This window comes from Paraconexibacter antarcticus, from assembly GCF_024220175.1.
GTDB classification, from domain to species: domain Bacteria; phylum Actinomycetota; class Thermoleophilia; order Solirubrobacterales; family Solirubrobacteraceae; genus Paraconexibacter; species Paraconexibacter antarcticus.
Map to the genome: position 1 here is coordinate 4,808,197 of NZ_CP098502.1, position 25,593 is coordinate 4,833,789.

Consider the following 25,593-nt stretch of genomic DNA (forward strand, 5'->3'; position numbering starts at 1 on the left):
AAACGGCCCGACTCTGAAGTCCCGAGGTCGTGGCTCGTGGTCGCAGTAGCAACCAGCGGGACGGTCATGTACGAGGCGGGCTGGAGGCACCGCATGCCCGACGGGTCGCAGAAGACGATGAAACGCCGCCTCGGCAAGGCGTGGCTTGAGCCCGACGGCGAAGGCGGGTACCGCAAGAAGCGCGGCCGCGTGAAGGCGGGGTTCCTCGACGAGCAGGCCGCGATCGTCGCCAAGGACCAGCTGATCCGTGAGGTCGAGCAGGACCTCGTCGACGACGAGGAGGCTCGCGCGCGTGAGCTGAACACCGCGCCGACCTTCCGGGTGCTCGCGGGCGCCTACCTGGACTGGCTCGAACGGGTCCGCGACGCCAAGCCGTCCACGCTGCAGGACCACGGCTATCTGCTCGCCGAGCCCGGCACCCCGTACAAACGCGGCAAGGGCACACACCCCGGGCACATGATGCGCACCTTCGGCAACAAGCCCGCCGATGAGATCCACACCCGCGACGTCAACAGGTTCCTGGACAGGATCGCCGCAGCCGGCGTCTCCCCCAGGACCGTCAACAAGCACCGCCAACTGATCTCCGCGATCTACGGCTACGGCTGCCAAGAAGCCACCTACGGCCTCCCGCGCAACCCCGCCCAAGCCGCCGACCGCCGCCAAGAACCCGAACCCGCGCGGCTGGAGTTCTACTCACCCGAAGAGATCGAAGCCTTGGCCCGCAGTCTCGACGAAGGACGCCACCGCAACGCTGACGCGCCCGCAGTCAACGACGAGGAGAAACTCGCCCAACAGGCCGAAGACCGCCAAGACGCAGAACTCGTGCGCGTCGCCGCCTACGCCGGCCTGCGCCGCGGAGAGCTCGTCGCACTGCGCTGGCGACACGTCGACTTCGCCAAGCGCAAGATCGTCGTCCAGCGCGCCGTCAGCGCCAACGTCGACGCCACCTCCACCAAGTCACGCAAAGCCCGCGAGGTCCCACTTCCCGACCAGGCCTCCGGCGCGCTGGATCGCCTCTCACAACGCGATGATTTCATCGGCCCCGAGGACTACGTGTTCGTCAATCGCCTCGGCCGGCGCCTGGACGCCTCAGCCCTCCGCCGCCGCGTCTCTCGCGCGCGCGAGGCCGCACAGCTTCGCGAACTGCGCTTCCACGACCTGCGCCACACCTACGGCAGCCTCCTCGTCGCCGGCGGCATCGACCTCGCCTCCGTCAAAGCCGCCATGGGCCACGCCCGCCTCTCCACCACCGAACGCTACCTCCACGCCCGCTCAGCCACCGACCTCGCCGACAAATTCACGCAAGCGTTGCGTGGCACGGAATCAAGCGCGAACCGCGACGGCGTTGGCAGTTCCGTGCCAGCCAACTGATCGAGCGGGCCCGCTCCCGTCTTGCAACTCCGGTAGGCGAGGCGGCTCAGGTTCGCGTTGACGGCACGTTGCCGACGAACGAGCCAGAGTGGCCCCGACGCCGATCCGACGGCACGCGACGACCTGAGGCTACGATTCGCTGGTGTTAGCGTTTCTCGCGTCAGTCACCGGCCCGCTGCGCGCGGGAATCAGCGCAGCTTGCAAGTTTGTCGGGAGCACGGATCCGGTTGCTGCCGCGCCCGTAGCGACGCGTCGCCCCGGCGTTCGGAGGGCGCGCCACACCGCCGGCGGACAGACACAAACGCTCTGGTGTGAGGCCGGTGCTCACAACTGGCAGCGGCCCTCACGTCCCGGTCGCAAGCCCAAGCACTGCCCAAGCCACGCCTGAGAACACAGAGCACCGGAATCCCTCAGCGCCATACGCCTCAACGGACCTGGCGCCGTGGCGGGCCTGATGCCCGATGACCCGAGGCCGAACGTCTTGCTCATCCGCGTGGCCGTGGGACCGAGTGCGCGGGTCCAGTTCGCGCGCCCAACGCGCGGACGAACTCCTTGAAGTCGACTCGGCGACCTGCCAGTCACCGACCGCGCCGGTCACCAGCTGCTTCTACTGAGGGCGTCGGGGAACTCGCTCCGAGGCGGCTCATGGCAACCCTTGCGCGGCGCCGGATCGGCGCGGCGACGTCAATGCCGCGTCGCCACACCGGGCCCAGCATCCTGAAGGCGCACAGCGCGACGGACAGCGCGGCGCATATAGCGACCAGCGGGACCAACAGTGAGCCGTCCCGGGATCGACGGGGACTTCTGAAACAGGCATTCGGTCTGTTGAGAGGAAGTACGTGGTCATATGGCTCGTGGAAGGAAGTACCCGCCGGAGTTGCGTGAGCGGGCCGTCAAGACGGTGCTGGAGTCCGGGCGTCCGATCGCGCAGGTCGCCCGCGACCTGGACGTGCACAAGGAGTCGCTTCGGAACTGGGTGCGGCTCGCCGAGGCCGACGCCGGAACGCGCAGCGACGTGCTGAACACGGTCGAGCGCGACCGGATGCGTCTGCTCGAACGTGAGGTCAAGGAACTGCGGCGGCAGAACGAGATCCTCAAGGCCGCTTCGGTGTTTTTCGCCAAGGAGCTCGACGGGACCCCGCGGAGGTGAGCGCCTTCATCGAAAAGCAGCGGGCGGCCGGCTTCGCTGTCGAGCTCACCTGCCGCACCCTCGGGACCTCGCCCTCGGCGTTCTACCAGCGCGCGACCGGGGTGTTGTCGACCCGCGCGCAGGAAGACGCCGTGTTGCTCGAGCAAATCCGGGCGGTGTACCGCGCCAACTACGAGGCGTACGGATCGCTGCGCGTGTGGAAGGCGCTGCGCCGTCAGGGCGTGCAGGTCGGCCGCGGCCGCGTTGAGCGGCTCATGGCAGCGGACGGTCTGATCGGGGCCAAGCGCCGCGGCCGAGCGTGGAAGACCACGGTCGCTGACCCGGCCGGCTCAGGGCGACCGGACCTGGTCAACCGCCAGTTCACCGCGACCCGGCCGGACGCGCTGTGGATCGCCGACTTCACGTATCTAAAGTCGTGGGAGGGCGTGGGGTTCTTCAGCTTCGTCCTTGACGTCTACTCCCGCCGGGTCGTCGGCTGGCAGCTCGCCGGCCACATGCGCACCGACCTCGTGCTCGACGCGCTGAAGATGGCCTTGGGCACCCGCCGACACGGCGCCGATCTACAACTTATCCATCATTCGGACAGGGGATCGCAATACACGAGCTTCGACTTCACCCAAGCGCTCCTGGACAACGACGTGCTCGGCTCGCTCGGCTCGACCGGTGACGCGTACGACAACGCGATGGCCGAGAGCTTCGTGGACAGCTTCAAGACCGAGCTGATCCGCGACCGCGTCTGGCAAACCCGCACCCAACTGGAGCTCGCCGTTGTGGAGTGGGTCGGCTGGTACAACCACGACCGCCTGCACTCCGCGATCGGTCACATCCCGCCCGTCGAATTCGAGACCCTCTACGCGATACGGTCCGGCTCACCCCTCTCCCACTGACGAGAGAGGAAACCCAAACAACAAGTCTCCGTGAAACCGGGACGGCTCACCTCGCGCTGACTCCCGGTGGGACGCTCGGCATTGGGGCGCGTGGTCGTGGCGCGGACCCGGTTGAGGTTTTGGCACTTCGCTGTGAGGAATGACGCGCCGTCCGGTGCGTACCGCTTGCGTCACCGCACCCTGCCTAGCCGCTGACCGACGCATCGTCTCCGCGCTCGAGCACCACTTCAAACGGCCCGCTCGCGGGCCTCTCCGCGGGAAACCTCGGTTCCGTGCGGCAAGTTCGGCGCTTCCTCCAGGAGCGCTTCCAGCGGCCCGCGGCGTTCAATCCTCGGCCTGTTCGGCGCGCAGGGCGGCGTCGTCGTCCTCCACCCGCTCCTGCTGATCGCGGCCGTCCTCCGCGAGCTCGTCGCTGCCTAGCAACTCGCCCATCGCCTCCTTGGCCTTCCCCGCCAGGTCACCGAAAAGGCCGGCCCGGGTCCGGTCATCTTCGTAACTCATCCAGAAGACCCGAGAGCTCGCTAGATAACCGCGCTCACGAGCGGTGTTTGTCGTGTCTTCGGCGGGACCGGTGTTTTACGACTGGGTGATGCTTAGCGGCCGGTAGCTCTGACGCTCACGGCATCGCCGGGGCCGGCGACCCGGTGGTGTCGGCGAGGACGACGTTGGGGCCGCCGTGTACGTGCAGATACGCGAGTTCGCGCCCGAGGTCGCCCACGCCGTTCGCGCCGGGGAGCGGCAGGATGGACAGGGTGCTCAGAATGCCGAACGCGCGGCCTTGTGAGTCGATGAAGCCACTTCCGGAGTCGCCCGGGAGCCCGGGCGTGATCGTGTAGACGGTGTGGTTCCAGCCCCCGGAGTCCTGGCCGAGGCTAAGCCCGTACTTCGGGCTCAGCAGCTCAAGGCCGCCACGAAGTTCAGAGTTGCCGTAGCTGCGGACCCCTTCGCCCGCTCGAACACCATTGGTGTTCAGACCGGTGGGCGTGCCAAAGGTCGGTATCGCGGGGCTCACTTTGCCCACGTCGGCGGGGTCAATCGCGACCAACGCAAGGTCGTTGTATTGACAGGCGTCCGGATCCTTCTCACCTGCCCGTTGCATCGTGTTCCACGAGTTGTATGCCAGCCGACCCGGCCGGCTTGCGCCCTGAATGTCCACAACGGTGCCCTCAGGCAGCGATTTAGACGTGCAACCGTTGGTCTCCTGCTCGCCCCCGGTCCCTGAGCAGTGCGCGGCTTGGCCGAGGTAAACGGTGCCGGCGTCGTAGAACACGAAGTTGGACGTGCACTGCGCTCCGGCTGTGTGCGTCATCACCCCCGGATGAATCGATGCTTGCCCGTCCGGAGCAAATGTCGGGACCGCCGCCCCCGCGGACGCGGTGCTCACGATCAGCGCGGCGCAGCAAACCAGAGCGGCGCGGACGATGCCAAACTCAAAGCGGTAAATGAGATGACTCCCGTTCTCATCGGTGACTGAAATGACCCCAGCCGCGAATCTAGGCCGCTGGCGCGACACGCGCGCCGGTAACTCCCCCGGTCGGCCCTACTATGCCCGCGGCTCGGGTCGACAGGCAGGCCGTTCGGCGCCGGCCCCGACAGTCCCCCGCCGCGTCAGACCCACGGCCGGGCGTGGTGCCCAATCGCCTGAGCTACGACTCGTTACGGACCGGAGACGTATCGGGGGCCGCAGGGCCCCGAGCGCGCGTAGATCGCGTTCACGGATCCCGGTCCGCAACTCGCGGATGATGCGGCAGAGTGAGGGCCGCCGCCGCGAATCCCGTAGGCAGGGGTTCGCCGAGTCGCAAGGCTTGTCGGCGCATTCGCCCCGCGAGTAGTCGCGCTCCGTGGCGATCTTGCAGGCTTCTCAGGGCGCCGCTATCGAAGGAAGACTTCTGACCGGTTGGCCGGCAGGGCGCCGAAGGCAAGGGTACGGTGTCGCCAAGGTTGATATTCGAGGTGGGAGCAAGCGATGGCCAAGGGGCGCGAAGAACTGTCTTGGACCGAAGCCGCACTCACCGCGGAGGCGATCGCGGATCTCGTACTGGCCATCGCCGAGGACGCCGAGATGGCGATCGCCGACGAGCTTGCCGGGCCGGTGCGGTGGCTCCGTCAACTGTCGGCCGACCTCCGCTCGCGCAGCCCCGAAGTCGACGAGGGCTTCGATGCCCTCTGTCGGTTTCTGGGCGCGCAAGACCAAGGCTCGGGGACCTGCTGAGTTCGGCCCGCGACCGGCCCCACCCACCGAACCCCGCGCCCCGTCGGCGACAAGCGACAGGTTTGACGGCCCCGGCGCGGAGGGTGTCATCGGGGAACGCTTGCACACGTGAGCGAGCGCGCGAATGCCCGACAGCACCGTGCAGGCGCCGCGCCACGCAGCCGAGCAGGCCCGCAGGGTCCCCGCCGCGCGCTCCTCGTCACCTGCTCGCACCTAGATTGGCCGTTGTCGTGCCGGGTAGGCTCCGTTCCGTGTCGACCGGTTCGGCGTCCAAGTCGAAGATCACCAACGAGGAACTGCAAGTCATGCTCAAGCGGGCAGCCGAGCTCGGGATTCCCGCGTGGCGTGTCACGGCCGCCCTTGGACGCTCCGGCACGCCACCAGCAGCCACGGGCGAAGACGAGGCGCATCCGTAAGCGCGTTGCGGCCAGGCTCGGCGTTCTGGCCGCATCGCCCAGAAGTAGATTGCTTCCGCACACGTCGGTGTCGCCCTCGGCCCGACGGGCGGCGCCCGCGACGCTGTCGCGCCGCCCCGAGGAGGGGCAGGAGCGCTAAGCGCTCCCGCCTCGGACCACTTCGCGGCTACCCGACGAGGAGCGTTATCGACATCGCGGCGCCGTGGATCGTGCAGTAGATCTTGCAGGTGCCGGCCCTCGTGACCTTCTAGGAGTCCGTCCCGGACGGCAGGTTCCTGGAGTGGAACTGCGCGGGGCCGCTGGCGCAGCTGCGTGCCGGCGACTTCTCTACCAGGACGGCGCGGTCAGTCCCGTCGCTCCTGCACCCACTGGGCCAGGGCGAACTCGACGCTCTCGACAACCACGAACACCAGCGACGCGCCGAGGGCGCCGCAAAACCAGGCGGCGTCGCCCCCGACCAGCGCCGCGAGCCCGCGCGCGGCCGCTATAGCCAGGGCGATTGAGATGAACGCCAGTCGACCAGCAGCCGGCCCCGCAGAACTTTGGTCGTGTCAGAGGTCGAGCCAGCGGGACTCGGCATCCTGGTCTCTTCGACAGCCCGACCCGATGTCCCCCCCTCCCCCAGGAACGTCAGGTGGTTCGTGTCCACGCTGCGGCGAGGTCCTCAAGGCCGCCGCCCATCGCGCCCCCCGTGAGGAAGAACGGCGCGTAGGGGCGGTCGTCCCTTCAGGTCCAGCCCGTTCGCACCCCCGCACGGCGGGTGCCGTCGATGTCCCACGGGTGCACGGCCATGAGCGCGGTAGCCGCCCGGAACCTGTCAAGCCGGATGAGACAGTGTCGGGGCGAATTTAGTGAGCGGCGGGCTCCTCGGGCTTGGGCTTGTTGATGTAGGCGGCGGTCGGCAGCGCGGGCGGTCGGGGCGGGTGCCGGACGAAGCGTTCGGGCGTGGCGGCGTAGGCCGCGTCGAGGACGGTGGTGCGGGCGGCGTGGACGGCCGGAGCGTGGCCGTGGTGGACGTCGTGTGGGGTCATCAGGCCGATGCCGGCGTGGCGGTGAGCGTGGTGGTACCAGCCGAAGAAGTCGCGGCAGAAGGCGCGGGCGTGGTCGATGTGGTCGAACCGTGCGGGGAACCCGGGCCGGTACTTCATCGTCTTGAACTGTGACTCGGAGTACGGGTTGTCCGTCGACGTGTACGGCCGGTTATGCGAGCGCAGGACGCCGAGGTCGGCGAGGAGGAACGCGACGGGCTTGGACGTCATCGCCGGGCCGCGGTCGGCGTGCACCGTCAACTGGCCACGGACGATGTTCTGTTGCTCGCACGCCTGGCCGATCAGCGCCTTGGCCAGGTGCGCGTTCTCGCGGTGCTGCACCGTCCAGCCGACGGCGTAGCGGCTGTAGACGTCGAGAATGACGTAGAGGTAGTAGTAGGTCCACTTCGCCGGACCCTTCAACTTCGAGATGTCCCAGGACCAAATCTCGTTCGGCCGCTCGGCGAGCAGTTCCGGTGCGGCGTAGGGCGGATGGGTCAGCTGCGCGCGGCGCTCGGTGACGCCGCCGTACTCGGCGGCGAGGATCCGGTACATCGTGCGCTGCGACGCAAGGTAGATCCCCTCATCCAGCAGCGTCGCCCAGACCTCGGCAGGGGAGGCGTCCTGAAAGCGCGGGCTGTGCAACTGCTCGAGCACCGCGGCACGCTCCTCATCCGACAGCGCCCGGCCGGGCCGCCTGCGCGGCACTGACGCGCGCGCGGGCGGCGGGCTGCGTCGGCGATACAACGACGCCCTGGACGCGCCGAGGGCGCGGCACGCGGGCAGGATGCCGACCAGCGGCTCGATCTCAATGACGGCCTGATCGATCATGATCGCGGCGGCTGCTCGTCGGTCTCCGGCGCGCTCTTGGCCAGCAGTTCTTCCAAGAGCGCGGAGACGTTTCCCTGCACCTCGATCACCCGACGCGCCGTCACCAGATCGGCCTGCGAGCGCTCCAGCTGGCGACGCAGCGCCGCGTTCTCCATCCGCTCGGCGCTCGGCGGCTTGGGGCCACGCTGGCGAGGCTCCAGCGCCCCGAGCGCGCCGCTGTCGCGGGCCCGCCGCCACTCCGTCAGCAGCGAGGAGTACAAGCCCTCGCGGCGCAGCACCTCGCCGATCTCGCCGGGCTTGGTGCACGCCTCGGCGGCGAGCACGATCTTCAGCTTGTACGCCGCGGTGAACCTGCGGCGCGTCGCCCGCGGCACGAGCTCGGGATCCGGGACCCCCACCAGCGACGACGCGCCGCCGGCGATGTGCCTACGCTCGCCTTCGGCTCCCTCCGGCACACCGCCGGCGGAACCCTCCAGCTCGTCCTTCATCCCTGCAGGGAACTGCGACACAACGCACGTCCGTTCTCGCCCTCAGGCTCAGTAAATACAACGGTAGAACCTGTCTCACGTCACCTTGGCAGAGAGGGGCCGGCGGGAGGCCGGCGTGCTCGTCGGCGTGGGCGTACGCGCGCGGAGCGGGCTTCCAGCACCCGGCGTGGCTCACCGACAGCAGCGCTCGACGAGATCCCGAAGTCCGGCGCGCTCCAGCCGCTTCTCGATCGGTTTGCCAACGGTCAGCGGCCCAAACCCAACCTCGTCAAGCAGCCGCGGCGCGATCTGCGCGACCAGGTCAGCGATCCTGCGTGCGCCAATCCGTGCTGTTGGCGCACCGAGGTGGCTTGCGCCTGCGTGTTCCAGAGTAGGTTGTGAAGATGACTCCGCGGGATGTTGTCGCTGTGCTGGTGACTGGAGCCGTGGCAGCGGGTGGTTTGGCGGTGCCGGGCGCGCTGGCCAGTCCAGGCCATCACCACATACACCATCACGCCAAGAAGCACGGGAAGCATCACAAGGCGCCCACACCCACGTCGAGTCCGACGGCCGCGCCGGCGCAGTCCGCGAGCGCCGATGCTGTCGCTGGCGGGACCTTCCACCTCCAGTTCGAGGCGCATCGCGCGGCCGGCGCCGCTGCAACAGCTGCGACAGGCCATTTCACCGGCACGCTCGCCCCCGGCGGCGTGGGCTTGGGCAACTTCGCCGGTCCGGTCACCTGCCTCACGGTGAAGGGCAACAACATCGGCCTCTTCTACCCGATCAAGAGCAGCAGCCCCCCGGGGCTCCAGCTGCTGGGCGCGGGCGTGTTCATCTACATGACAGTCGACGGCAAGGGCAACGCCGTCAAGTCCAGTTTCAAGTTGGTTCCCAAGGCCACCACGGACTCGTGCGATCCGATGCCGGCGACGGAAACGATGACTGACACCGGATCGGGCACCGCCACCGGCGGCTGAGCCGGCGTCGCGGCGACCCGCGACGCCGCAGTAAAATGGTCGCACTCGGGCCATCACGCGTCGCCGGTCGCCGGCCCATTGCGCAGTCAGGTCGTCCACGGGTCTCGCGAGCTGTGCCCCGAGCGTGATGCTCGCGGACCACGTCCCCAGGCGAGAAGTCAGCTCCGTGCGCGGTTCCTCGCGCGGGCTTCCGCCCCACTATGTGGATCTGGCCCGCGTGAAGGAGCTAAGCGCGCCGAACGTGCTGCCCGCCGCCCGCTAGTCCTGAGTCGTTCTTTGTTGTGCAGTAGCGGGTGATGGAGTCGAGGATCTGGTCGGCGGTCTTGGTCCAGACGTAGGGCTTGGGGTCCTCGTTCCACGTCGTGATCCAGGCGACGGATGTCGGCGTTGAGGGCGCGCACCGATCGGTGCGCGCCGCGCCGGATCTTCTTGTTGGTGAGCTCACCGAACCAGCGCTCGACGAGGTTCATCCACGAGCTACTGGTCGGCGTGAAATGCAGCTCAAATCGTGGGTGGGCCAGCAGCCATTTCTTGATCGCCGGCGTCTTGTGCGTGGAGCTGTTGTCAAGCACCAGATGCACCGTGAGATCGGCGGGGACCTCGCGATCGATGGTCTGCAGGAACTTCTTGAACTCGATCGCCCGATGCCGGCTGTGGAGGGCTCCGATGACCTTGCCGGTCGACAGGTCAAGGGCGGCGTAGAGGCTTGCGGTGCCGTGACGTTTGTAGTCGTGCGTGGCCCGCTCCGGGACCCCGGGACGCATCGGCAGGATCGGGGCGGTGCGGTCCAGCGCCTGGATCTGCGACTTCTCATCCACGCACAACACCACGGCGCGCTCGGGCGGATTGAGGTAGAGGCCGACGACGCAGCGAGGCCCCGGCCGCCGCGTGGCCTGCACGCCCTCCCATCTCTGAATGTCGTGAAGGAGGGCCTCCCGGTGGCACGCTCCAGCGTGTCACCGAAAGAGCAACCACGAGGAGGCCCGCTCACATGTTGCATGCTGGATTGGATCTCAGCCGCAAGCGGCTGGACTATTGCCTGCTCGCCCCGGATGGCGAGCAGATCGAGGCCGGCGCGACGCCGCCGGACGCTGACGGGCTGCGCGGGTTCGCGCGCGGCGTAGAGACCCGGCATGGGCCGGTCCTAGTGCGGGCGGCGATCGAGTCGATGAACGGCGCCCGGTTTGTCCATGACGAGCTTGAGCGGCTCGGATGGGAGGTCGAGGTCGCCGACGCGCAGAAAGTCAAAGGCCTCGGCCCGTTGGCGTGCAAGACCGACCGGATCGACGCGTGGGTGCTCGCCGAGCTCTCACGGCGTGACCTGGTCCCCGCGGTGTGGCTTCCGGGGTTCGAGCAGCGCCAGGAACGCGAACGCGCGCGCTGGCGCCTGTTCTTGGTGCGCAAACGCAGCTCGCTGAAGCACCGCATCCACGCGCAGCTGCTCGCGTTCGGCCATACCTGCCCGGTGTCGGACCTGTTCGGCGCCCGCGGCCGCAAGCTCCTTGCGCGGCTCGAGTTCCCCGAGCCGTGGCACTCAGGGGTCCTCGCCGCGGTGCAGATGATCGACGAGCTCGACGCCGAGATCGCCGCGATCGACAAAGAGCTCAAAGCGCTCGGGGCCGATCACCGGTACATCCCGCTGCTGATGAGCGCCCCGGGGATCGCGTGGATCCTCGGGTACACGATCGCCGCGGAGATCGGCGACATCACCCGCTTCTCGAGCCCGAAGAAGCTCGTCGGCTACACCGGCCTGTGCCCACGCGTCTACCAGTCCGGCAACACCGACCGCCGCGGCCCCTTGACCCACGCCGGCCCGAAGTACCTGCGCTGGGCCTTGATGGAAGCCGCCGTTCACGCCTGCCGCCATCAGGTCTACGCCGCCCGCTACCAGGCCAACAAGAAGCGCCTGGGCAAACAGCGCGGCGCCAAGGTCGCCCAGGTCGACATCGCCCGCCGGCTCGCCGAGGCGATCTGGCACATGCTCACCCGCAACACCACCTTCGCTCCGGCAGGCGCCACGCGCGCTCTGGCCGCATAGACGGCCCTCTCTGAGATGCGCCACCGGAGCGATGCCCCTACAGCACCTGGTCCTCACACGATGAGGCGATAGAGAGTCGAGCCCCTGCTCCACGACCGACCCAGAGGACAACGACCCAGAACCCACACTTGACACCTCACCCTCCTTCATAGAGAGCCCGCCACCCATCGCCCCGTCCCGCGATCGCGCGGCCGCCGCTGCCAGCGGCCGCGCAATCAGTCGGACCTGCTCAGGACGGCATGAGCGTGTTGACGTCCGGGTCGCTCGGGGTGCGCGCCGACACGTCGGCGTAGGTGTACATCTGGCCGGGCTTGCTGCCGGCCTTGCCGAAGCCGAAGCCGGCCGACTCGAGGACCGTGACGGCGTCCATGATCTTGTAGAAGCCGGGGGCCCCGGTGGTCGGCAGGCCCGCGACGGCCTCGCGCTGGGCGAACTTCGCGTAGACCCGGTCGTTGCCGAGCTGGCCGAGCGACTGCAGCGCCAGCGCGCGGTGGACCGACTCGACGGCCATGATCTCGCCGGCGTAGCGGGCGAACCGCGAGCCGCTGAGCGTACCCTGGCGCGCGAACACGGTGAGGCCGAGGAGGTAGGCGTTGACGAACACCTGGTCGCCGACGACGAGGGTCTTCAGCAGCGCCTCCGGGGATGAGAACACCTCGTCCGGCACGTGGATCGACGTCGTGACGGGCTTGCCGCCGACGCCGGCGCTGGTCAGCACCTCGTAGTGGTTCTTCTCCTGCTGGGCGGCCGCGCGGATGTTCCGCAGCGTTGTCTTGTCGAGCCGGTTGCCGAGCTTCTCCGGCCCCAGGGTGTTGACGATCGTCGCCAGGACCTCGGCGGTCGCCGCGACCGCGAGGATCGTCTCGACGGAGTTGTCCGGGTCGGTCTTCACGGCCGCCGACGCCGGGCTCACGCCGGTCGCCAGGCCGAGGATGCCCGCGCCGGCGAGCGCCGCGCTGGTGCCCTTGATGAGCTGGCGGCGGGTCGCCGCGCTCTCGCCGCGATGCTGGCGGTCGATCGTCTCGAACAGATGGTTGCTGACGTCGGTCATGCGTGACTCCCTTCCGCTCGCGCGGAGATGATGGACAGTGACGATGCAGTCGACGGCAGCTTCGCGACGACCGCACGGTCGGACGCGCGAAACACGGGTTCCGGTGGGTGGTCGCACCGGGTGCGGCCGGTCCGGTCACCTGGCCGCTCACGAATGAGCGTCGGCGCCGACGCGGCGATGATCCGATCGTGCCGCCGCAACGACAGCGCTCATGATCACCCCGGCAAACCCCCATGGGAGGAGGCGTCATGTCCACACGTGACGACCACGGACTCACGCTCGACGAGCTCGACAAGGACGGCGCACTGCGCGAAGCGTCCGCGCTCGCCGAGACCAGCTTCACCCGCAGCCAGGCGCTGCGACGGACCGGCGTCCTCGTCGGTGGCGGTCTCGCGATCGGCGCCCTGCCCGTCGCGCTGTCGATCGGCCAGGGCGGCGTCCCGGCCAGCGACATCAAGATCCTCAACTACGCGCTGACGCTCGAGTACCTGGAGGCCGCCTTCTACGCCGAAGCCGTGTCCAAGGGCGCCCTCACCGGCTCCCTGGCGACCTTCGCCCAGACCGTCGCCGGCCACGAGGCCCAGCACGTTGCGGCGCTGCAGAAGGCACTCGGCAGCAAGGCCGTCAAGAAGCCGACGTTCGACTTCAAGGGCACCACCGCGGACCCGAAGAAGTTCGCGGCGACCGCGATGGCCCTCGAGGACACCGGCGTCGCCGCCTACCTCGGCCAGGTCACGAAGATCAAGACCCCCGCCATCCTCATGGCCGCCGGATCGATCCTCCCGATCGAGTCGCGCCACGCCGCGTGGATCCGCGACATCCAGGGCGCCGGCTCCTCGCCGCTGCCCGCGCCCGCCGGCTTTGACGCCGGCAAGCCCATGTCCGCCATCCTGGCCGCCGTCAAGGCGACCGGGTTCATCAAGTCCTAGTGCGAGAGGGCACCGACATGACCGATCACCTCTTCCCCACCCTGGCCGAGCTCGACCGCGACGGCGCCATCGCCGAAGCCGCGTCGCGCGTGGACGGACACACCCGCGCCGCCTTCATGGGCAAGGTCGCGGCACTCGTCGGCGGCACCGCCGCCGCAAGCTCCCTGGCAATGCCCACCCTGGCCGCCGCGGCGACCAAGGGCGACGTCGCCATCCTCAACTACGCGCTCACACTCGAGTACCTCGAGGCCGCCTTCTACAAATCGGCGAACGACAAGGGCGCCCTCTCCGGCGAGGCGAAGAAGCTCGCCAAGGTCGTCGGCGAGCACGAGGCCCAGCACGTCGTCGCGCTGAAGAAGGCCCTCGGCTCCGCCGCCGTCAAGACACCGTCCTTCGACTTCAAGGGCTCGACGGCCGACCAGGCGACGTTCTTGAAGACCTCGATGACGCTCGAGGACGCCGGCGTGAAGGCCTACCTCGGCCAGGCCGGCGCCATCAAGAGCAAGGACGTCCTCTCCGCAGCTGCCTCGATCCTCTCGGTCGAAGCGCGGCACGCCGCATGGGTCGCGAACGTCCTGAAGGTCTCGCCCGCGCCGGAGTCCTTCCAGAGCTCGGCGTCCATGGACCAGATCCTTGCCGCGGTGAAGGGAACGGGCTTCATCCCGGCGCTCGCCAGCGCCTCCCCGTCCTCCGCCACCAGCGGCTCCCCGAGCGTCACCGGCTAAGAAGCTGTCTCAATACCTCGGCGGGGAGGGCTTGGGGGCGGCGTGGCGAACGTAGCCAGGGAGACATAACCCTGGCTGTGGAGGTGGCTGGTGGCCGCGTCGATGTGGAAGGTCCGCGACGAGCTTTGGGAGGTCGCGGCACCGCTGCTTCCGGTGCACCGACCTGATCCTCGGGGCGGGCGGCCGCGCGTGGATGATCGGGTGTGCTTCAACGCGATCGTGTTCGTGTTGTTCACCGGGATCGCGTGGCAGCATCTGCCCCGTGAGGTCGGCTGCTCGCCGGCGACCGCGCACCGCCGCCTGGCCGAGTGGCAGGCCGCCGGGGTGTTCCACCGACTCCATCAGGAACTGCTGCGCCGACTGAACACCGCCGGGCGGATCGACTGGTCCACCGGGGTTGTCGACGGCAGCCATGTCCGTGCTCTTCAAGGGGGCCTTGACCGGGCCCTCGCCGGTTGACCGTGCCCGCACCGGGTCAAAGCACCACCTGCTGACCGACAGTCACGGCATTCCGCTGGCGATCAGCCTGACCGGCGGCAACCGCAACGACGTCACCCAGTTGCTGCCGCTCGTCGACGGCGTCGGCCCGGTCCGCGGGAAGGTCGGCCGCCCCAGGACCCGCCCCGACAAGGTCCTCGCCGACCGCGGCTATGACCACGACAAGTACCGCCGCGAACTGTGGAAACGCGGCGTGAAGCCGGTCATCGCCCGTCGCGGGGTCGAGCACGGCTCACACCTGGGCCGCGAGCGCTGGGTCGTCGAGCGGACCTTCGCGTGGCTGCACAACCTGCGCCGGCTGCGGATCCGCTACGAACGCTCCGGTGAGCTGCACCTGGCGTTCATGCTGCTCGGCTGCGCCGTGGTCTGCCAGCGCAAGCTCGCTGAGTGACGGTCACTCACCATCGTCATCGAAGGCGCGACGGCCGTACTGATCGGGGATCGAGCCCCACCCCCAGATCGCCACCGGGCCCGGGGGCACCGGCCCGTACTCCTCGGCGGGGTCGGCCTTCTCTGGAAGCACGGTGCAGTGGTGCTGCCAGTTGTCGCCGAAGTCAAAGACGTACTCAAACTCATCACCGGGCTTCAGCTCCCGCGCGACCTTCAGCTTCGCGTGGTCAAGCCACGTCATCTCCGGGCCGAACGAGTCGTCGGGGTAGCCGATCAGCCGCTCGTCCGCGAGCTCGAAGTTATGCAGATGCGAAAGGTCCCACCGCGCGAACGCGGAGTTGATCGCATCCGCGAACTGCTGAAACGTGTGCCCCGGACCAACGATGAAGATCCGACCCGGCGAGGGACGACACCGCACTCCACGCCCACCGACCAGGTCGACCTTGATCTGCAACCACGTCCGCGCCATCCCCGCGACAGCCTACGCAGGTATTGAGACAGCTTCTAACGCCGGTGACGGGCAGCGCCGGCGGCCGGGTTCTCGTTTCCCGGTCGCCGGTCGCTCCCAGATCGTATGACCGCGCTGCGCTCACTCTCTCCGCTGGCCGTCGCCCGCGGCGTCGCCGTGATGCTCGCGGCCGCAGTGGCGGGGCTCTTCCTCGCCCCGACGATCTTCCAAGGCAGCACCCAGGCCGGACCGCAGCTCCCGCCGGCGCCCGACCGGCAGGTGCCCGCGTCCTTCAGCGCCCGCGCCGCCCGCGTGCCGACGCTCACGCGGTACACGACGATCATCGCCACCGCGCGCGCCGCGACTCTCTCGGTCTACGCCGGGCCGCACCGCGGCGCCCCGCGGACCCGCCTGCTTCGCGCGCGCACGCTCAGCGGCCACCGCCTCCCGCTCGTCCTCGCCGTGACCGATCACGCCCACAAGGGATGGTTCCGCGTACGCCTACCCGTCCGCCCGAACGGCGCCCGCGGCTGGATCCGCCGCTCGGCGGTCGACGCCACCGCGACGAACTTCCGCGTCGCCGTCCGCCTGCGCGAACACGACCTCATCGTCCGGCGTGGACGCGTGACCATCCTCCGCACCCGCATCGGCGTCGGCCGCTCACTCTCGCCCACACCGACCGGCACCTACTACCTCGCCGACCTCATCCGGTCGACAGACGCGTTCTACGGCCCGTACGCCTTCGGACTCTCGGCCTACTCCACCGTCTACACCTCGTTCGAGGGCGGCGACGGCCAGGTCGGCATCCACGGCACCAACGCCCCCGCCGCCATCGGCACCGACGTCAGCCACGGCTGCATCCGCGTGAAGAACACCGTCATCCGCCGGCTCGCGCGGATGCTCCCACTCGGCACACCGGTCACCATCACCCACTGACGCGGCCCCAGGCGGCTGCGGACGGGCGCGGATTGCCGGGTGACCACGCCCGTCTCGGTGTCACGCGCTCCGGACGACGAGTTCCGCATTCGTTCACCGCCCGCCCACTAGCGTCGACCGACCTCATGGATCTGCACCAGCCCGGCCCGCAGGGCGCCACGGCGTTCGTCCTCTCCGGCGGCGCAAGCCTCGGCGCCATCCAGGCCGGCATGCTCGAAGCGCTCTACGAGCGCGGCATCGTCCCGGACCTCATCTGCGGCAGCTCCGTCGGCGCCGTCAACGGCGCGTTCATCGCCTCACGCCCACCGACGGTCCAGACGGCGCAGGCGCTCGGCGACGTATGGCGCGGCCTGCGCCGCGCAGAGGTCTTCCCGACCAACCCGATGACCGGCCTGCTCGGCCTCGTCGGACGGCGCGACTCGCTCGTGCCGGGCTCCGGCCTGGAGCGCACGCTGCGCCGCCACCTGCAGTTCGAGCGCCTCCAGGACGCCCCGATCCCGCTGCACGTCACCGCCACCGACGTCCTCACCGGCGACGCCGTCCGCCTCTCCCGCGGCGACGCGCTCGACGCCGTCCTCGCCAGCGCGGCCATCCCCGGGGTGCTGCCGTCCGTCCGCTGGCGCGGCCGTGATCTCGTCGACGGCGGGGTGGCCGACAACACTCCGCTGAGCCACGCCATCGCGCTCGGCGCGGGCACCGTGTACGTGTTGCCGACCGGGAGCGCCTGCGCGCTCGCGCAGCCGCCGCGCGGCGCGGTCGGGATGATCCTGCAGGCGACCGCGGTCCTCATCCGGCGCCGGATGCTCGACGACATCGAGGGCCACGCCGGCGGCGCGCGGCTCATCGTCCTGCCGCCACCGTGCCCGCTCCACGTGCTGCCGCTGGACTTCGGCCGCGCGGACGAGCTCATCGACGCCGGTCGGTCCGGTGCCCAGGCGTTCCTCGACGCCGACGGGACGTTCGGGCCCGAGCACCCGCTGCACCCCCACGACCACGTGGCCGCATGAGCGCACCGCGGACGCTTGCCACCGCCGCCGCCACCGGCGTGGCCTGCCTGTTCGCGGGCTGTGGATCGACCGGCCACCCCGCCGCCCGCCCGAAGGCGCTCCCGCCCGCGGCCGAGCCCGGGGTTTCCCCGCCGCCGTCGGTCAGGCCCGCCGGGCGGGTGCGTCCGCTCGCGTCGTTCCCCGAGGGTGTCGCGGTCGATCCGGGGAGCGGGCGGGTCGCGGTCGGGCTGCGCAACCCCGACCGGCTCGCGATTATCGACGGCGGCTCCGGCCGGCTCCTGCATCGCCTGGTTCTGCCGGAGTCCCCGCGGCACCTGCTGCTCGGTGGCGAGCCCGGCGTCGTGCTCGTCCCGGCCGAGCGCGCCGACGAGCTCGTCCGCGTCGACGTCCGCACCGCCCGCATCCTCTCGCGCACCCCCGTCGGGACGTTCCCCCACGGCGTCGTGGAGGCGGGCGGGCGCATCTTCGTGGCGGACGAGCTGGGCGGGACGATTTCGGTCATCCGCGGCGGCCGGGTCGTCGCGACCCTCCGTGGCCTGACCCAGCCGGGCGGCCTCGCGGTCGCCGCTGGTCGTCTCGCCGTCGTCGACGTGCGGACGCGGCGCTTGGTGGTGTTCGACGTCCGTACGCTGCGGCGCGTCGCCGACGTGACGGCCGGGGTCGGTGCGACGCACGCCGTCGCCGGCCGCGACGGCGAGATCGTCGTCGCCGACACCGAGGGCCGGGCGCTGCTGATCTACCGCCTCGCGCCGACCGTCCGCCTGCAGCGGCGGGTGCCGCTGCCGGGGACGCCCTACGGCATCGCGGTCGACCCGGTGCACGACCAGGTCTGGGTCACGCTCACGTCGTCCAACCGGCTGCTCGGCTTCCAGCTCACCGGCGGCGCCCCGCGCCGCGTCGCGAGCTATCCGACGGTCCGCCAGCCGAACACCGTCGCGGTCGACCCGGCGACGGGCCGGCTGTTCGTCGCGAGCCGCACCGAGAGCCTGCTCGAGATGATCACGCACCGTCCGTGACGCGGCAGGGGCCGGAGCGTGAGCTCTGGCCCCCTGCGGCAGGGCCTACTTGACGATGAGCGTCATGGACATCGCGGCGCCGTGGATCGTGCAGTAGATCTTGTAGGTGCCGGCCTTCGTGACCTTCTGGGAGTAGGTCCCGGACGACAGGTTCCTGGAGTGGAACTTCGCGGGCCCGCTCTTGACCGTGACGTTGTGCACCGAGTGGCCCTTGAAGGCCCACTTCACCGTCGTGCCCTTCTTGACCGTGACCTTCGTCCCGCCGTCCTTGACGAAATAGTTGTCACCGACCTTCACCGACGTGGTCGCGGCCAGCGCCGGGATGGCCACGGCGCCGCCGGCCGCGAGGGTCGCGACGGCCACCGCGAGGTGCCTGCTCGAGCGGCGCATCAGTACACCGACACGATCGAGCAGTTGGACACGAACCCGATCGCCTTCAGACCGCCGAGGCCCGGGTTGGCCTTCTTCGCACCGAGGCTCGTGACGTAGCCCTTCGCGGCGAGGTCGGCGATCTGCGCCGAGGACTTGATCAGCGTGACCTTGTGAGCCTTCATCGCCTTCTTCGTCCAGACCACCGGGGTGACGTCCCACAGCGGGCTATAGGCCGGCGATCCGGCGGGCTCCTGCTCGACGTTCAGAGGCTGGCCCTGGCCGAGCAGCGCGGACTGCAGGCCCTGGCGGCGGGGGTTCTTCTTGCCGAGCGGGCCGTTGACGATCGGGCTGATCGCCGAGCGCGAGGACGTGTCGGCGTTGGAACCGATGCCGGGCGCGGCCGCGAGGTTCTTCGCGAACGTCGTGGACTCCAGCGACGCGAGCAGCGGATCCGAGCCGTCGGTGCGAATGTAGAGGTTGAAACGCCCGTTCACGTAGCCGCCGAACGCGTTCAGCACGGCGGACTTCGCCGCCCGGTCGACGCTGACGACGTAGTCGCCCTGGCCGGTGTCGTTCGCGATCTGCGGCGCGTCGAGCACGATGCCGTCACCCGTCGTGATCAGTGGGCTGTACGTCGCATCGCCGACCGAGCCGGGCCTGAAGCTCACCGGCGGAAAGCCCGTCTTCTTGTTCGGCACCAGGCTGCTCTTCGGGCTGAAGTCCACCGTCCCGGGGAAGGTGACGACGTCGCCGTCCTTCGTCACCGTCTGGACCGCCTTCGTGCCGAGCGCGAGCTTCAGCTTCGGCGCGAACGTCACGCCGCGTGCCGCCGCATCGGCCTTGTCGGAGGACTCCGTGACGATGTACTCGGTCGCCGCACCGGCGGCCGTCCTGCCCTCGAAGATCGGCACCGTCGCCGTCCGAGCCTTACGGTCGATGCTGATGATGCTCGCGTGCACCGCGCCCGGCACCGCGGCAGTCGCGCCGGCGGGAGCAGCGGTCGCCGCACCCCCGCCCGCGCCCATCGTGATCACGACGGCCGCGACCGCGGTGGCGGCTGCGGCGGGTACAGCACCGACCAGAACGTTCCTGCGCATGTTCCAAAACTCCTTGATGATGATCGACGGCCCATGGATGGACCCGGAGACCACTCTCAGCTCGCGACCTTGCGCTTCTCTGACATTTCGCTTACTCAGCGATGAACGACGCGCCCAGGCCGGCCGGCACGCCGCGAGTCACATCAGGCGGGCTGCAGCGTTCAAGGATGGCGGTATGGGCCTGTCGCGTGCCCGTGCCGGTGCCCCGTTGGCCGGTGGCGTCGCCGCCGGAACGGCGGTGGGCAGCGTGGCCGCGAAGCCGACGGGTGCGCTCGCGGTGGTGCCCGGGGCCACACCACGCACCGGTCGGCACCGCGGACGCAGCCGGCCTGGCCGCTACTTCACCGAGGCGATGTAGGCCACCAGGGCCCGTACCTCGGCAGGCTTGGCTTTCAGCCCATAGCTCGCGATCGCCCCGGCCATGACGCCCTTGGGAAACCCTTTGACCGTCGCTGCGTCCGGCGCGCTGATCGAGACCTTCAGGTAATGGTGGCTCGCGGCCGTGACGGTACCGTCGGCGAGCTGGACCCGGGAGCCGTCGAGCCCCTTGAACGTCGGCCCCACCCCCTTGGCGCCATCCAGCGAATGACACCCTGCGCACCCGTCCGCCTGATACAGCCTCGTCCCGGCCGTAACGAGCGCGGGATCGTTCGTCCCCGCCGCGGGTGCTGCCGATCCCCCGGCGGGCGTTGAGACGGCTGGGGGCGCCGACGCCGTCTGTTCCCCGGCATGCGGATCGGTGGCGGGTCCGCTACCGACGTTGAGGATCACGAGGATCACCCCCGACATCACCGCCACGAGGACGACGAGCGCGACGGCCTCCCTGAGGGCCCGCGGCGTCATCGCCAGGGCCGGACGCGGCGGGCGCACCCGAGCGCCCGGGAAACCAAATGGTCTGTCATGACCATCCCTTCGTTCGGCACCGGGCCGGCAGATCAGAACATGACGCCGCCCGGTCGCCGATGCCGTGTGGGGCCGGTCCGGGTAGGGAACTGTCGCGCCGGCGTCATCCACAGCCCGCTGGGCCCCGGGCCACGAGAGCAGAAGCGTGCGGCCAGCGTCTGTTCGGCCGAACCTCCCCGTCGCAGAGCGCTTCACCGGAGCCTCGCCTCGCCTCGCCTCGCCTCGGATCGGATCGTGGCGGCATCTGTCCGATCACGGATTCGGCGTGGGCGACTCGGCGCGCTGCGAAGCTGTGCTCGTTCCATGAGCGAGGCATTTGGGGAAGCGGCTTGGCGCTCGGCGACGAAGGTCGGTCGGTGGGGTGCGCTTGCGTACATCCCGGCGATCGTGCTCGTGGCGGGGATCCGGGCGGTCACGGGCGCCGATCTGGCCCACCGCTGGGCGACGAGCCCGAGCCTTGTCGACCACGGACGGGTGTGGACGCTGTTCACCAGCGCCTTGGTGCTCGATCGGGTCCAGGGCCTGCAGCTGATCCTCGCGATCGCGCTCACCTGGGCGCTGCTGTTCCGGCACGGGCCCGGCGCGCTGTGGTCCGCGCTGCTGCTCGGCCACGTGGGGTCGACGCTGATCGCCTACGCGGGCAGTGGGGTCCTGTGGGAGACGGGGTCGCGGCTGCCCCACGCCTACGTCAACCCCGACTTCGGGATCTCGTGCGTCTGGATCACGATCCTCGCGATGCTCGCCACCGACGTCGTCCTCACGCTTCGACCCCGACGACAGGCCTGGGTCGCCACGCTGGTGATCATGATCGCCTACACGGCTCTGGCGATCGCGGGCGACAGCACGATCGCCGAGGCCGAGCACACGCTCGCGGTCACCGCCGGCATCGCGGCGATGCTGTGGACCCGCCGCGGCCTCATGGCCGGCGGCGCCGGGCGGCTCGGACATCGGGCCGCGACCCGCATCCGTCGCGGGCCGCACCGAGCGCCGGCCGCGGCCCCGGCTGCGGCGGTCACGGCATCCCGGACGACCGGCGAGCAGGACCTCAGCCTTTGACCCGGCCCCGTCCGGGAGAAGCGGGCGGCCCAAGCGCGTGATGCGCAGTGGGCCCTGGCACGCCCGCGGGGGACTCGGACGCGGGGTCGACGGAGCGCACTCCCGCGAGGGTGGCGCAGGATCATCCGGTGGCGGTCAGCAGGCAGGCGCGCGTCGCCTGCGCGCGAGCGATCAGCGCATCGACCTCGGGGAGCTTGCGCTCGGCGAGGTCGCGAACTGACGTGAACGCCGGTGCGTCGGGGTCGGCGCCCTGAAGCAGCACCCGTGCCTCGTCGAAGGTGAAGCCCGCGCGCTTGGCCACGTCGAGGACCTCCAGGCGCTTGACCACGGGTCCGGCCGAAGCGCTCCTATGTGCCGGCGCCAGCGAGGAGAATCATCGCGATCTCGGTTTCTCATACTTTCCATTCGAGCCGGGAGTGAATGGTCTCCGACTGCGCCGATCGCTACGGTTCGACCCGGTGCGCCGGCGCACGCGCCGGGGGCGAGGCCGGTGGGCGGTGGGCGGTTTCGGGTAGGGCACGGTCATGCCGACGACCGCCACCGAATCACCCGCGCCCGGGATCGTCGTGTTCGACGTCAACGGCACGCTCTCGGATCTCAGCGGACTGTCACGACGGCTCGAGCAGCTCGGCGGACGAGGTGAGCTCATCGGCGCGATGTTCACTGCGACCCTCCGGGACGGCTTCGCCCTCACCGCGTCCGGCGCCCTGGCGGACTTCGCCGACATCGCCGTCCCGACGCTCGCCGCGATGCTCGAAGGCTCCGACGGGCTCACGCTCGGCGCGCAGACCGCGGCCGAGCTCGTCGTGGCCGGGATGTCGGAGCTGGACCTGCACCCCGACATCGGCCCCGGGATGCGGCAGCTCGCGCAGGCCGGCGTGCGGATCCTCACCCTCAGCAACGGCGCCGCGCGCGTCGCCGAGTCGCTGCTGGAACGCGCCGGGCTCCGGGACCTCGTCGAGCGCTGCCTGTCAGTGAGCGACGCCGGGCACTGGAAGCCCGACCCCCGGGCCTACGCGTACGCCCTCGAGCGGGCTGGCGCCAAACCCCATGACGTAGCGCTCGTCGCTGTGCATCCGTGGGACATCGACGGCGCCCGCCGCGCGGGCCTTCGCACCGGCTGGATCTCCCGCGACGCCCGCCCCTACCCCCCGTTCTTCCTTCCCCCGGACACGACCGGCCGGGGACTTGACGAGCTCGCCGCAGCGTGGACCACCACGCCGCCGCCGGCGGACGGTGCCTGAAGCTTCGTCGGTGAGGTGCCATACGCCACGGCATTCCGGGTTCGCCCGGCCCGTGCCCTTCCAGGTCTACGCAGGCCGTGCCGCGTCGTCGCGAGCGCGCCATAGCCCGAACGCGCCGCCGAAAAGGTTGCCCGCTCCGACGAACGCGAGGGCGATCGCGTAGGTCGTGGCGTCGTCCAGGGTGTCTGGCGCGCGTGGAGTCAAGGCCAGCGTGAGCCCGCCGAGGGCGACCGTCGCGGCGAGCCCGGTCTCGCTGATGAGAAACCCGCGGGTGCGCAGCGCGGCCGCGACCACGCCGGCAAGTCCGGCACCGACCAGATAGGCACCGGCAGTATCGATCTCGGCCGGTCGGATCTCTCCCATGTACGCCACGGCCAGGCCCCAGCCGGTGAGGCCGAGCGCGGTCGCCCAGTACCCGCCGCGCGGCCCGTCGATGGTGGCCGCGAGAAGGTAGGTGACGCCGAGGATCAGGGGTGTCCAGTAGAACGGGATCCGGTCGGCTCCGGCCGTGGCCGCCAGGGTTGCCGCGCCGCCGGTCAGCACAAGGCCCTGGAAGACGCGGTTGCCGGCGGTGCGCACGGGCGCGAGGCTTTTCGGGTGTGGAGGCACGCCCGCTTGGACCATCGCGCCGACGAAGCGGTTCATCCGGGTGACGATCGAAGCCCGGGGCGGGCGTTGAGAGCAGCTTCAGTTGGGCAGGTCACCGAGCCCCACGGATGCCGGCCTCCTGCAGGGCCGCCGCGGTTCTGAACCGTTTCCCGGCCGTCGGTGTCCAACGATGGGTGGCTGACGCGCTGAGACACGCTGTTGAGTCGACCGGCCCGTTCGGGCCGCTCGTGTTCGTCATCGCCTATGCCCTGCTCACCGTGGCGCTGGTGCCGGGCACGATCCCGTCGCTGGCTGCGGGCGTGTTGTTCGGCCCGGTCTGGGGGTCGTTGTTGACGATCACGGGAGCGACCGCAGGTGCGCTCGCCGCGTTCGAGCTCGCTCGACGCGTCGGGCGCGAACGTACGCGACGTGTGGTCGGAGCACGCGTCGTCGGCGCAGATAACTGGCTGCAGAGTCGCGGCCTTTCGGGTGTGATCGCCCTGCGTTTGGTACCGATGGTGCCGTTCAACGTCCTGAACTACGCGTTCGGGGTCTCGTCCGTACGACGGCGCGACCATGCGCTCGGGACTGCGGTCGGGATCGTTCCCGGTACGGTCGCGTTCGTGGTGCTCGGGAGCTCGCTCGGGCGGCCCGGTTCGGCTGGCTTTGTCGTTTCGCTGGCCGTCGTGGCAGTACTGATCCTGGCGTCGGTCGTCCGCGCTCGTCGTCGAGGGGTGCCTGCTTTGGTCGGCGATCAGGCTCAGCCGCCGGCGTAGCCGGTGTCACGGCCGGTGTCGCGTGCAGGCTCGTCGCGCAATCGCGCGAGCACGCTCTCGCTGACGCCCGGGAGGCTCGAGCTGGGGCCGTCGCGGAGCGTGCGCAGCGCCGCCACCGTGCGCCGTAGACTCGCGAGAAGCCGCATGCACGGCGGGCACGCGTGCGCGTGGTGCTCGACGCGCTCGCGGCTGTGCGCATCAAGTTCGTCCTCGAGGTAGTTCGAGGCCTGCGCGCGCGTGAACCGGTGATCGCCGGCAAATCGCAGCGGGTGCAGCAGCGCTTCTCGCATCATGGGTGGTCGTCCTCGGGGAGATATTCGCGGATCGCCGAACGGACCTCCAGCCGCGCCCGGTGCAGTCGGCTCTTGAAGGCCGCCTCGCCGATCCCGAGGATGTCTGCCGCCTGCGTGGTGCTCAGACCCTCGACGTCGCGCAGCACCAGCGGCGCCCGGTAGTCGGGCTTCAGGTCGCGAACTGCCTGCTCGAGCACTCGGCGCAGGTCACCGTGCTGGACGGACTGCGCCGGTCCAGGCCGGTCGTCGGCCGGATCGACCTGGTCATCGAGCCGGACGACCGGGCCGCGTTTGCGGTTGCGCGCCGTGCGGCGACTCGCTTCGTTGACGCCGATCCGGTACAGCCAGGTGAAGAACTGGCTGTCCCCGTTGAACTTGTCGATCGCCCGCCACGCGCGAAGGAACGTCTCCTGGATGACCTCCTCAGCGTCGTGGTCGTCGTCGACAAGGCGCCGCACGACGGCGTGCAGGCGGTCGGCGTACATGCGTACGAGACCCTCGAACGCGATCCGATCTCCGGCACGGGCGCGATCGACGAGCACCTGATCATCGCTGTCAGGCCCCGCGACAGCAGTCATGGGCGACGTCCGGGCACGCCGTTCAGCTTGCCAGGAAACCTCGGACGGACCCGCCACCGTCACCGCGGGGGCTCGCAGCTGCAAGCGTCGTCGCTGCGCTCGGCGCGCAGCCGCTCGAGCACGCTGGGAACGACCGACGGCCCGTCGGGGGGCGACTGGCCGATCAGGCGCATGACGGCACGGACCCGGATCAGGCCGCGGAGCATCGGGCCGCACTCGGGGCACTCGTCGACATGACGAGCGAACCGCGCCCGCTGTCGCAGGCTGAGCTCCTCGTCCATCGCGGCCGGCATCAGCCGCTGCGCGTAG

30 protein-coding genes and 1 pseudogene are annotated in these 25,593 nt (G+C 70.0%); 17 read left to right on the forward strand and 14 right to left on the reverse strand.

Annotated elements, in window-relative coordinates; genetic code table 11:
* The first annotated feature begins 93 nt into the window (after positions 1-93).
* The 3 genes from NBH00_RS23550 (at position 94) to NBH00_RS23560 (ending at position 3,408) form a co-directional block, all read left to right on the forward strand.
* A complete protein-coding gene (locus NBH00_RS23550) occupies positions 94-1,371 on the forward strand; it encodes a tyrosine-type recombinase/integrase (RefSeq protein ID WP_254571013.1) in 1,278 nt (425 codons plus the stop codon).
* 847 nt (positions 1,372-2,218) lie between these two features.
* Positions 2,219-2,521, forward strand: a complete 303-nt coding sequence (locus tag NBH00_RS23555) for a transposase (protein ID WP_254569053.1) — start codon at positions 2,219-2,221, stop codon at positions 2,519-2,521.
* Entirely contained in the window at positions 2,518-3,408 is an 891-nt protein-coding gene (locus NBH00_RS23560; protein ID WP_254569052.1) for an IS3 family transposase, read from the forward strand. Before NBH00_RS23555 ends, NBH00_RS23560 begins: the two co-directional genes overlap by 4 nt.
* Before the next feature lie 324 nt (positions 3,409-3,732).
* Here NBH00_RS23560 and NBH00_RS23565 read toward each other — a convergent pair whose 3' ends face one another.
* Entirely contained in the window at positions 3,733-3,909 is a 177-nt protein-coding gene (locus NBH00_RS23565; protein WP_254571014.1) for a hypothetical protein, read from the reverse strand.
* A 115-nt stretch (positions 3,910-4,024) separates the two neighbouring features.
* On the reverse strand, positions 4,025-4,792 hold the full coding sequence (locus NBH00_RS23570) for a S1 family serine peptidase (RefSeq protein WP_254571015.1): 768 nt from the start codon (positions 4,790-4,792) through the stop codon (positions 4,025-4,027).
* Positions 4,793-5,374: 582 nt separating this feature from the next.
* On the opposite strand from NBH00_RS23570, the gene NBH00_RS23575 reads away from it, so the two are divergent.
* Both NBH00_RS23575 and NBH00_RS23580 read left to right on the forward strand, forming a co-directional pair.
* Positions 5,375-5,620 carry a hypothetical protein gene (locus NBH00_RS23575; RefSeq protein ID WP_254571016.1) on the forward strand — a complete coding sequence of 82 codons (246 nt, stop codon included), beginning with the start codon at positions 5,375-5,377 and terminating at the stop codon, positions 5,618-5,620.
* Between the two features lie 251 nt (positions 5,621-5,871).
* A complete protein-coding gene (locus NBH00_RS23580; protein ID WP_254571017.1) occupies positions 5,872-6,036 on the forward strand; it encodes a hypothetical protein in 165 nt (54 codons plus the stop codon).
* A gap of 848 nt (positions 6,037-6,884) precedes the next feature.
* Here NBH00_RS23580 and NBH00_RS23585 read toward each other — a convergent pair.
* Positions 6,885-8,317 (reverse strand): IS3 family transposase gene (locus NBH00_RS23585; RefSeq protein ID WP_254573690.1). Its coding sequence is split into 2 segments (ribosomal slippage): positions 6,885-7,969 and positions 7,969-8,317, totalling 1,434 coding nucleotides; the frame shifts between segments, so codons are not numbered across the junction.
* 449 nt (positions 8,318-8,766) lie between these two features.
* Between NBH00_RS23585 and NBH00_RS23590 the strand changes: the two genes are divergently transcribed.
* Complete coding sequence (locus tag NBH00_RS23590) at positions 8,767-9,339, forward strand: hypothetical protein (RefSeq protein ID WP_254571018.1); 573 nt, start codon at positions 8,767-8,769, stop codon at positions 9,337-9,339.
* Between the two features lie 226 nt (positions 9,340-9,565).
* On the opposite strand, the pseudogene NBH00_RS23595 reads toward NBH00_RS23590, so the two are convergent.
* Positions 9,566-10,211 (reverse strand): annotated as a pseudogene (locus NBH00_RS23595) (IS630 family transposase); the annotation flags it as partial.
* A gap of 134 nt (positions 10,212-10,345) precedes the next feature.
* Here NBH00_RS23595 and NBH00_RS23600 point away from each other — a divergent pair.
* On the forward strand, positions 10,346-11,377 hold the full coding sequence (locus tag NBH00_RS23600) for an IS110 family RNA-guided transposase (protein WP_254569497.1): 1,032 nt from the start codon (positions 10,346-10,348) through the stop codon (positions 11,375-11,377).
* A gap of 229 nt (positions 11,378-11,606) precedes the next feature.
* Here NBH00_RS23600 and NBH00_RS23605 read toward each other — a convergent pair whose 3' ends face one another.
* Positions 11,607-12,428, reverse strand: coding sequence for a ferritin-like domain-containing protein (locus NBH00_RS23605; RefSeq protein WP_254571019.1), 822 nt, complete (start codon positions 12,426-12,428; stop codon positions 11,607-11,609).
* 248 nt (positions 12,429-12,676) lie between these two features.
* Between NBH00_RS23605 and NBH00_RS23610 the strand changes: the two genes are divergently transcribed.
* The 3 genes from NBH00_RS23610 to NBH00_RS23620 all read left to right on the forward strand — a co-directional run bounded on the left by NBH00_RS23610 (position 12,677) and on the right by NBH00_RS23620 (position 14,971).
* On the forward strand, positions 12,677-13,357 hold the full coding sequence (locus tag NBH00_RS23610; RefSeq protein WP_254571020.1) for a ferritin-like domain-containing protein: 681 nt from the start codon (positions 12,677-12,679) through the stop codon (positions 13,355-13,357).
* A gap of 17 nt (positions 13,358-13,374) precedes the next feature.
* A complete protein-coding gene (locus tag NBH00_RS23615; RefSeq protein ID WP_254571021.1) occupies positions 13,375-14,082 on the forward strand; it encodes a ferritin-like domain-containing protein in 708 nt (235 codons plus the stop codon).
* 102 nt (positions 14,083-14,184) lie between these two features.
* A protein-coding gene (locus NBH00_RS23620) for an IS5 family transposase (protein ID WP_437126619.1) occupies positions 14,185-14,971 on the forward strand; the annotation gives its coding sequence in 2 pieces (ribosomal slippage) (positions 14,185-14,519 and positions 14,518-14,971; 789 coding nt in all).
* A 3-nt stretch (positions 14,972-14,974) separates the two neighbouring features.
* Here NBH00_RS23620 and NBH00_RS23625 read toward each other — a convergent pair.
* The gene (locus NBH00_RS23625) at positions 14,975-15,439 is read right to left on the reverse strand and encodes an IS1096 element passenger TnpR family protein (RefSeq protein ID WP_254569050.1); all 465 of its coding nucleotides are present in this window, start codon (positions 15,437-15,439) and stop codon (positions 14,975-14,977) included.
* Between the two features lie 105 nt (positions 15,440-15,544).
* Here NBH00_RS23625 and NBH00_RS23630 point away from each other — a divergent pair, with 105 nt between their 5' ends.
* The 3 genes from NBH00_RS23630 (at position 15,545) to NBH00_RS23640 (ending at position 18,377) form a co-directional block, all read left to right on the forward strand.
* Positions 15,545-16,354: a L,D-transpeptidase gene (locus NBH00_RS23630; RefSeq protein ID WP_254571022.1), complete on the forward strand. Its 810-nt coding sequence runs from the start codon at positions 15,545-15,547 to the stop codon at positions 16,352-16,354.
* A 125-nt stretch (positions 16,355-16,479) separates the two neighbouring features.
* The gene (locus NBH00_RS23635) at positions 16,480-17,361 is read left to right on the forward strand and encodes a patatin-like phospholipase family protein (RefSeq protein ID WP_254571023.1); all 882 of its coding nucleotides are present in this window, start codon (positions 16,480-16,482) and stop codon (positions 17,359-17,361) included.
* The gene (locus NBH00_RS23640) at positions 17,358-18,377 is read left to right on the forward strand and encodes a Vgb family protein (protein ID WP_254571024.1); all 1,020 of its coding nucleotides are present in this window, start codon (positions 17,358-17,360) and stop codon (positions 18,375-18,377) included. Before NBH00_RS23635 ends, NBH00_RS23640 begins: the two co-directional genes overlap by 4 nt.
* Before the next feature lie 45 nt (positions 18,378-18,422).
* On the opposite strand, the gene NBH00_RS23645 is transcribed toward NBH00_RS23640, so the two are convergent.
* Positions 18,423-18,740 carry a cupredoxin domain-containing protein gene (locus NBH00_RS23645; protein ID WP_254571025.1) on the reverse strand — a complete coding sequence of 106 codons (318 nt, stop codon included), beginning with the start codon at positions 18,738-18,740 and terminating at the stop codon, positions 18,423-18,425.
* Positions 18,741-18,766: 26 nt separating this feature from the next.
* Positions 18,767-19,660 (reverse strand): hypothetical protein, encoded by an 894-nt coding sequence (locus NBH00_RS23650; protein ID WP_254571026.1) that lies wholly within the window; start codon positions 19,658-19,660, stop codon positions 18,767-18,769.
* Between the two features lie 25 nt (positions 19,661-19,685).
* Here NBH00_RS23650 and NBH00_RS23655 point away from each other — a divergent pair, with 25 nt between their 5' ends.
* A complete protein-coding gene (locus NBH00_RS23655; RefSeq protein ID WP_254571027.1) occupies positions 19,686-20,204 on the forward strand; it encodes a hypothetical protein in 519 nt (172 codons plus the stop codon).
* On the opposite strand, the gene NBH00_RS23660 is transcribed toward NBH00_RS23655, so the two are convergent.
* On the reverse strand, positions 20,183-20,689 hold the full coding sequence (locus NBH00_RS23660) for a c-type cytochrome (RefSeq protein ID WP_254571028.1): 507 nt from the start codon (positions 20,687-20,689) through the stop codon (positions 20,183-20,185). The two genes, NBH00_RS23655 and NBH00_RS23660, sit on opposite strands and share 22 nt — an antisense overlap.
* Positions 20,690-21,052: 363 nt before the next feature.
* Between NBH00_RS23660 and NBH00_RS23665 the strand changes: the two genes are divergently transcribed.
* Positions 21,053-21,805 carry a hypothetical protein gene (locus NBH00_RS23665; protein ID WP_254571029.1) on the forward strand — a complete coding sequence of 251 codons (753 nt, stop codon included), beginning with the start codon at positions 21,053-21,055 and terminating at the stop codon, positions 21,803-21,805.
* A 121-nt stretch (positions 21,806-21,926) separates the two neighbouring features.
* On the opposite strand, the gene NBH00_RS23670 is transcribed toward NBH00_RS23665, so the two are convergent.
* Positions 21,927-22,133 carry a MerR family DNA-binding protein gene (locus NBH00_RS23670; protein ID WP_254571030.1) on the reverse strand — a complete coding sequence of 69 codons (207 nt, stop codon included), beginning with the start codon at positions 22,131-22,133 and terminating at the stop codon, positions 21,927-21,929.
* A 196-nt stretch (positions 22,134-22,329) separates the two neighbouring features.
* Here NBH00_RS23670 and NBH00_RS23675 point away from each other — a divergent pair, with 196 nt between their 5' ends.
* Positions 22,330-23,049 (forward strand): haloacid dehalogenase type II, encoded by a 720-nt coding sequence (locus NBH00_RS23675; protein ID WP_254571031.1) that lies wholly within the window; start codon positions 22,330-22,332, stop codon positions 23,047-23,049.
* A 66-nt stretch (positions 23,050-23,115) separates the two neighbouring features.
* Here NBH00_RS23675 and NBH00_RS23680 read toward each other — a convergent pair whose 3' ends face one another.
* Positions 23,116-23,694, reverse strand: a complete 579-nt coding sequence (locus NBH00_RS23680; RefSeq protein WP_254571032.1) for a hypothetical protein — start codon at positions 23,692-23,694, stop codon at positions 23,116-23,118.
* Between the two features lie 137 nt (positions 23,695-23,831).
* Between NBH00_RS23680 and NBH00_RS23685 the strand changes: the two genes are divergently transcribed.
* Complete coding sequence (locus NBH00_RS23685) at positions 23,832-24,413, forward strand: TVP38/TMEM64 family protein (protein WP_254571033.1); 582 nt, start codon at positions 23,832-23,834, stop codon at positions 24,411-24,413.
* Here the strand turns inward: NBH00_RS23685 and NBH00_RS23690 are convergent.
* Genes NBH00_RS23690 through NBH00_RS23700 form a run of 3 tightly spaced genes read right to left on the reverse strand, consistent with a single transcriptional unit; the run spans position 24,398 to position 25,577 of the window.
* Positions 24,398-24,706 carry an anti-sigma factor family protein gene (locus NBH00_RS23690; RefSeq protein ID WP_254571034.1) on the reverse strand — a complete coding sequence of 103 codons (309 nt, stop codon included), beginning with the start codon at positions 24,704-24,706 and terminating at the stop codon, positions 24,398-24,400. The two genes, NBH00_RS23685 and NBH00_RS23690, sit on opposite strands and share 16 nt — an antisense overlap.
* Positions 24,703-25,368 (reverse strand): RNA polymerase sigma factor, encoded by a 666-nt coding sequence (locus tag NBH00_RS23695; protein WP_254571035.1) that lies wholly within the window; start codon positions 25,366-25,368, stop codon positions 24,703-24,705. The genes NBH00_RS23690 and NBH00_RS23695 overlap by 4 nt, the downstream gene beginning before the upstream one ends.
* Positions 25,344-25,577, reverse strand: coding sequence for a zf-HC2 domain-containing protein (locus NBH00_RS23700; protein WP_254571036.1), 234 nt, complete (start codon positions 25,575-25,577; stop codon positions 25,344-25,346). The genes NBH00_RS23695 and NBH00_RS23700 overlap by 25 nt, the downstream gene beginning before the upstream one ends.
* Positions 25,578-25,593: the final 16 nt, after the last annotated feature.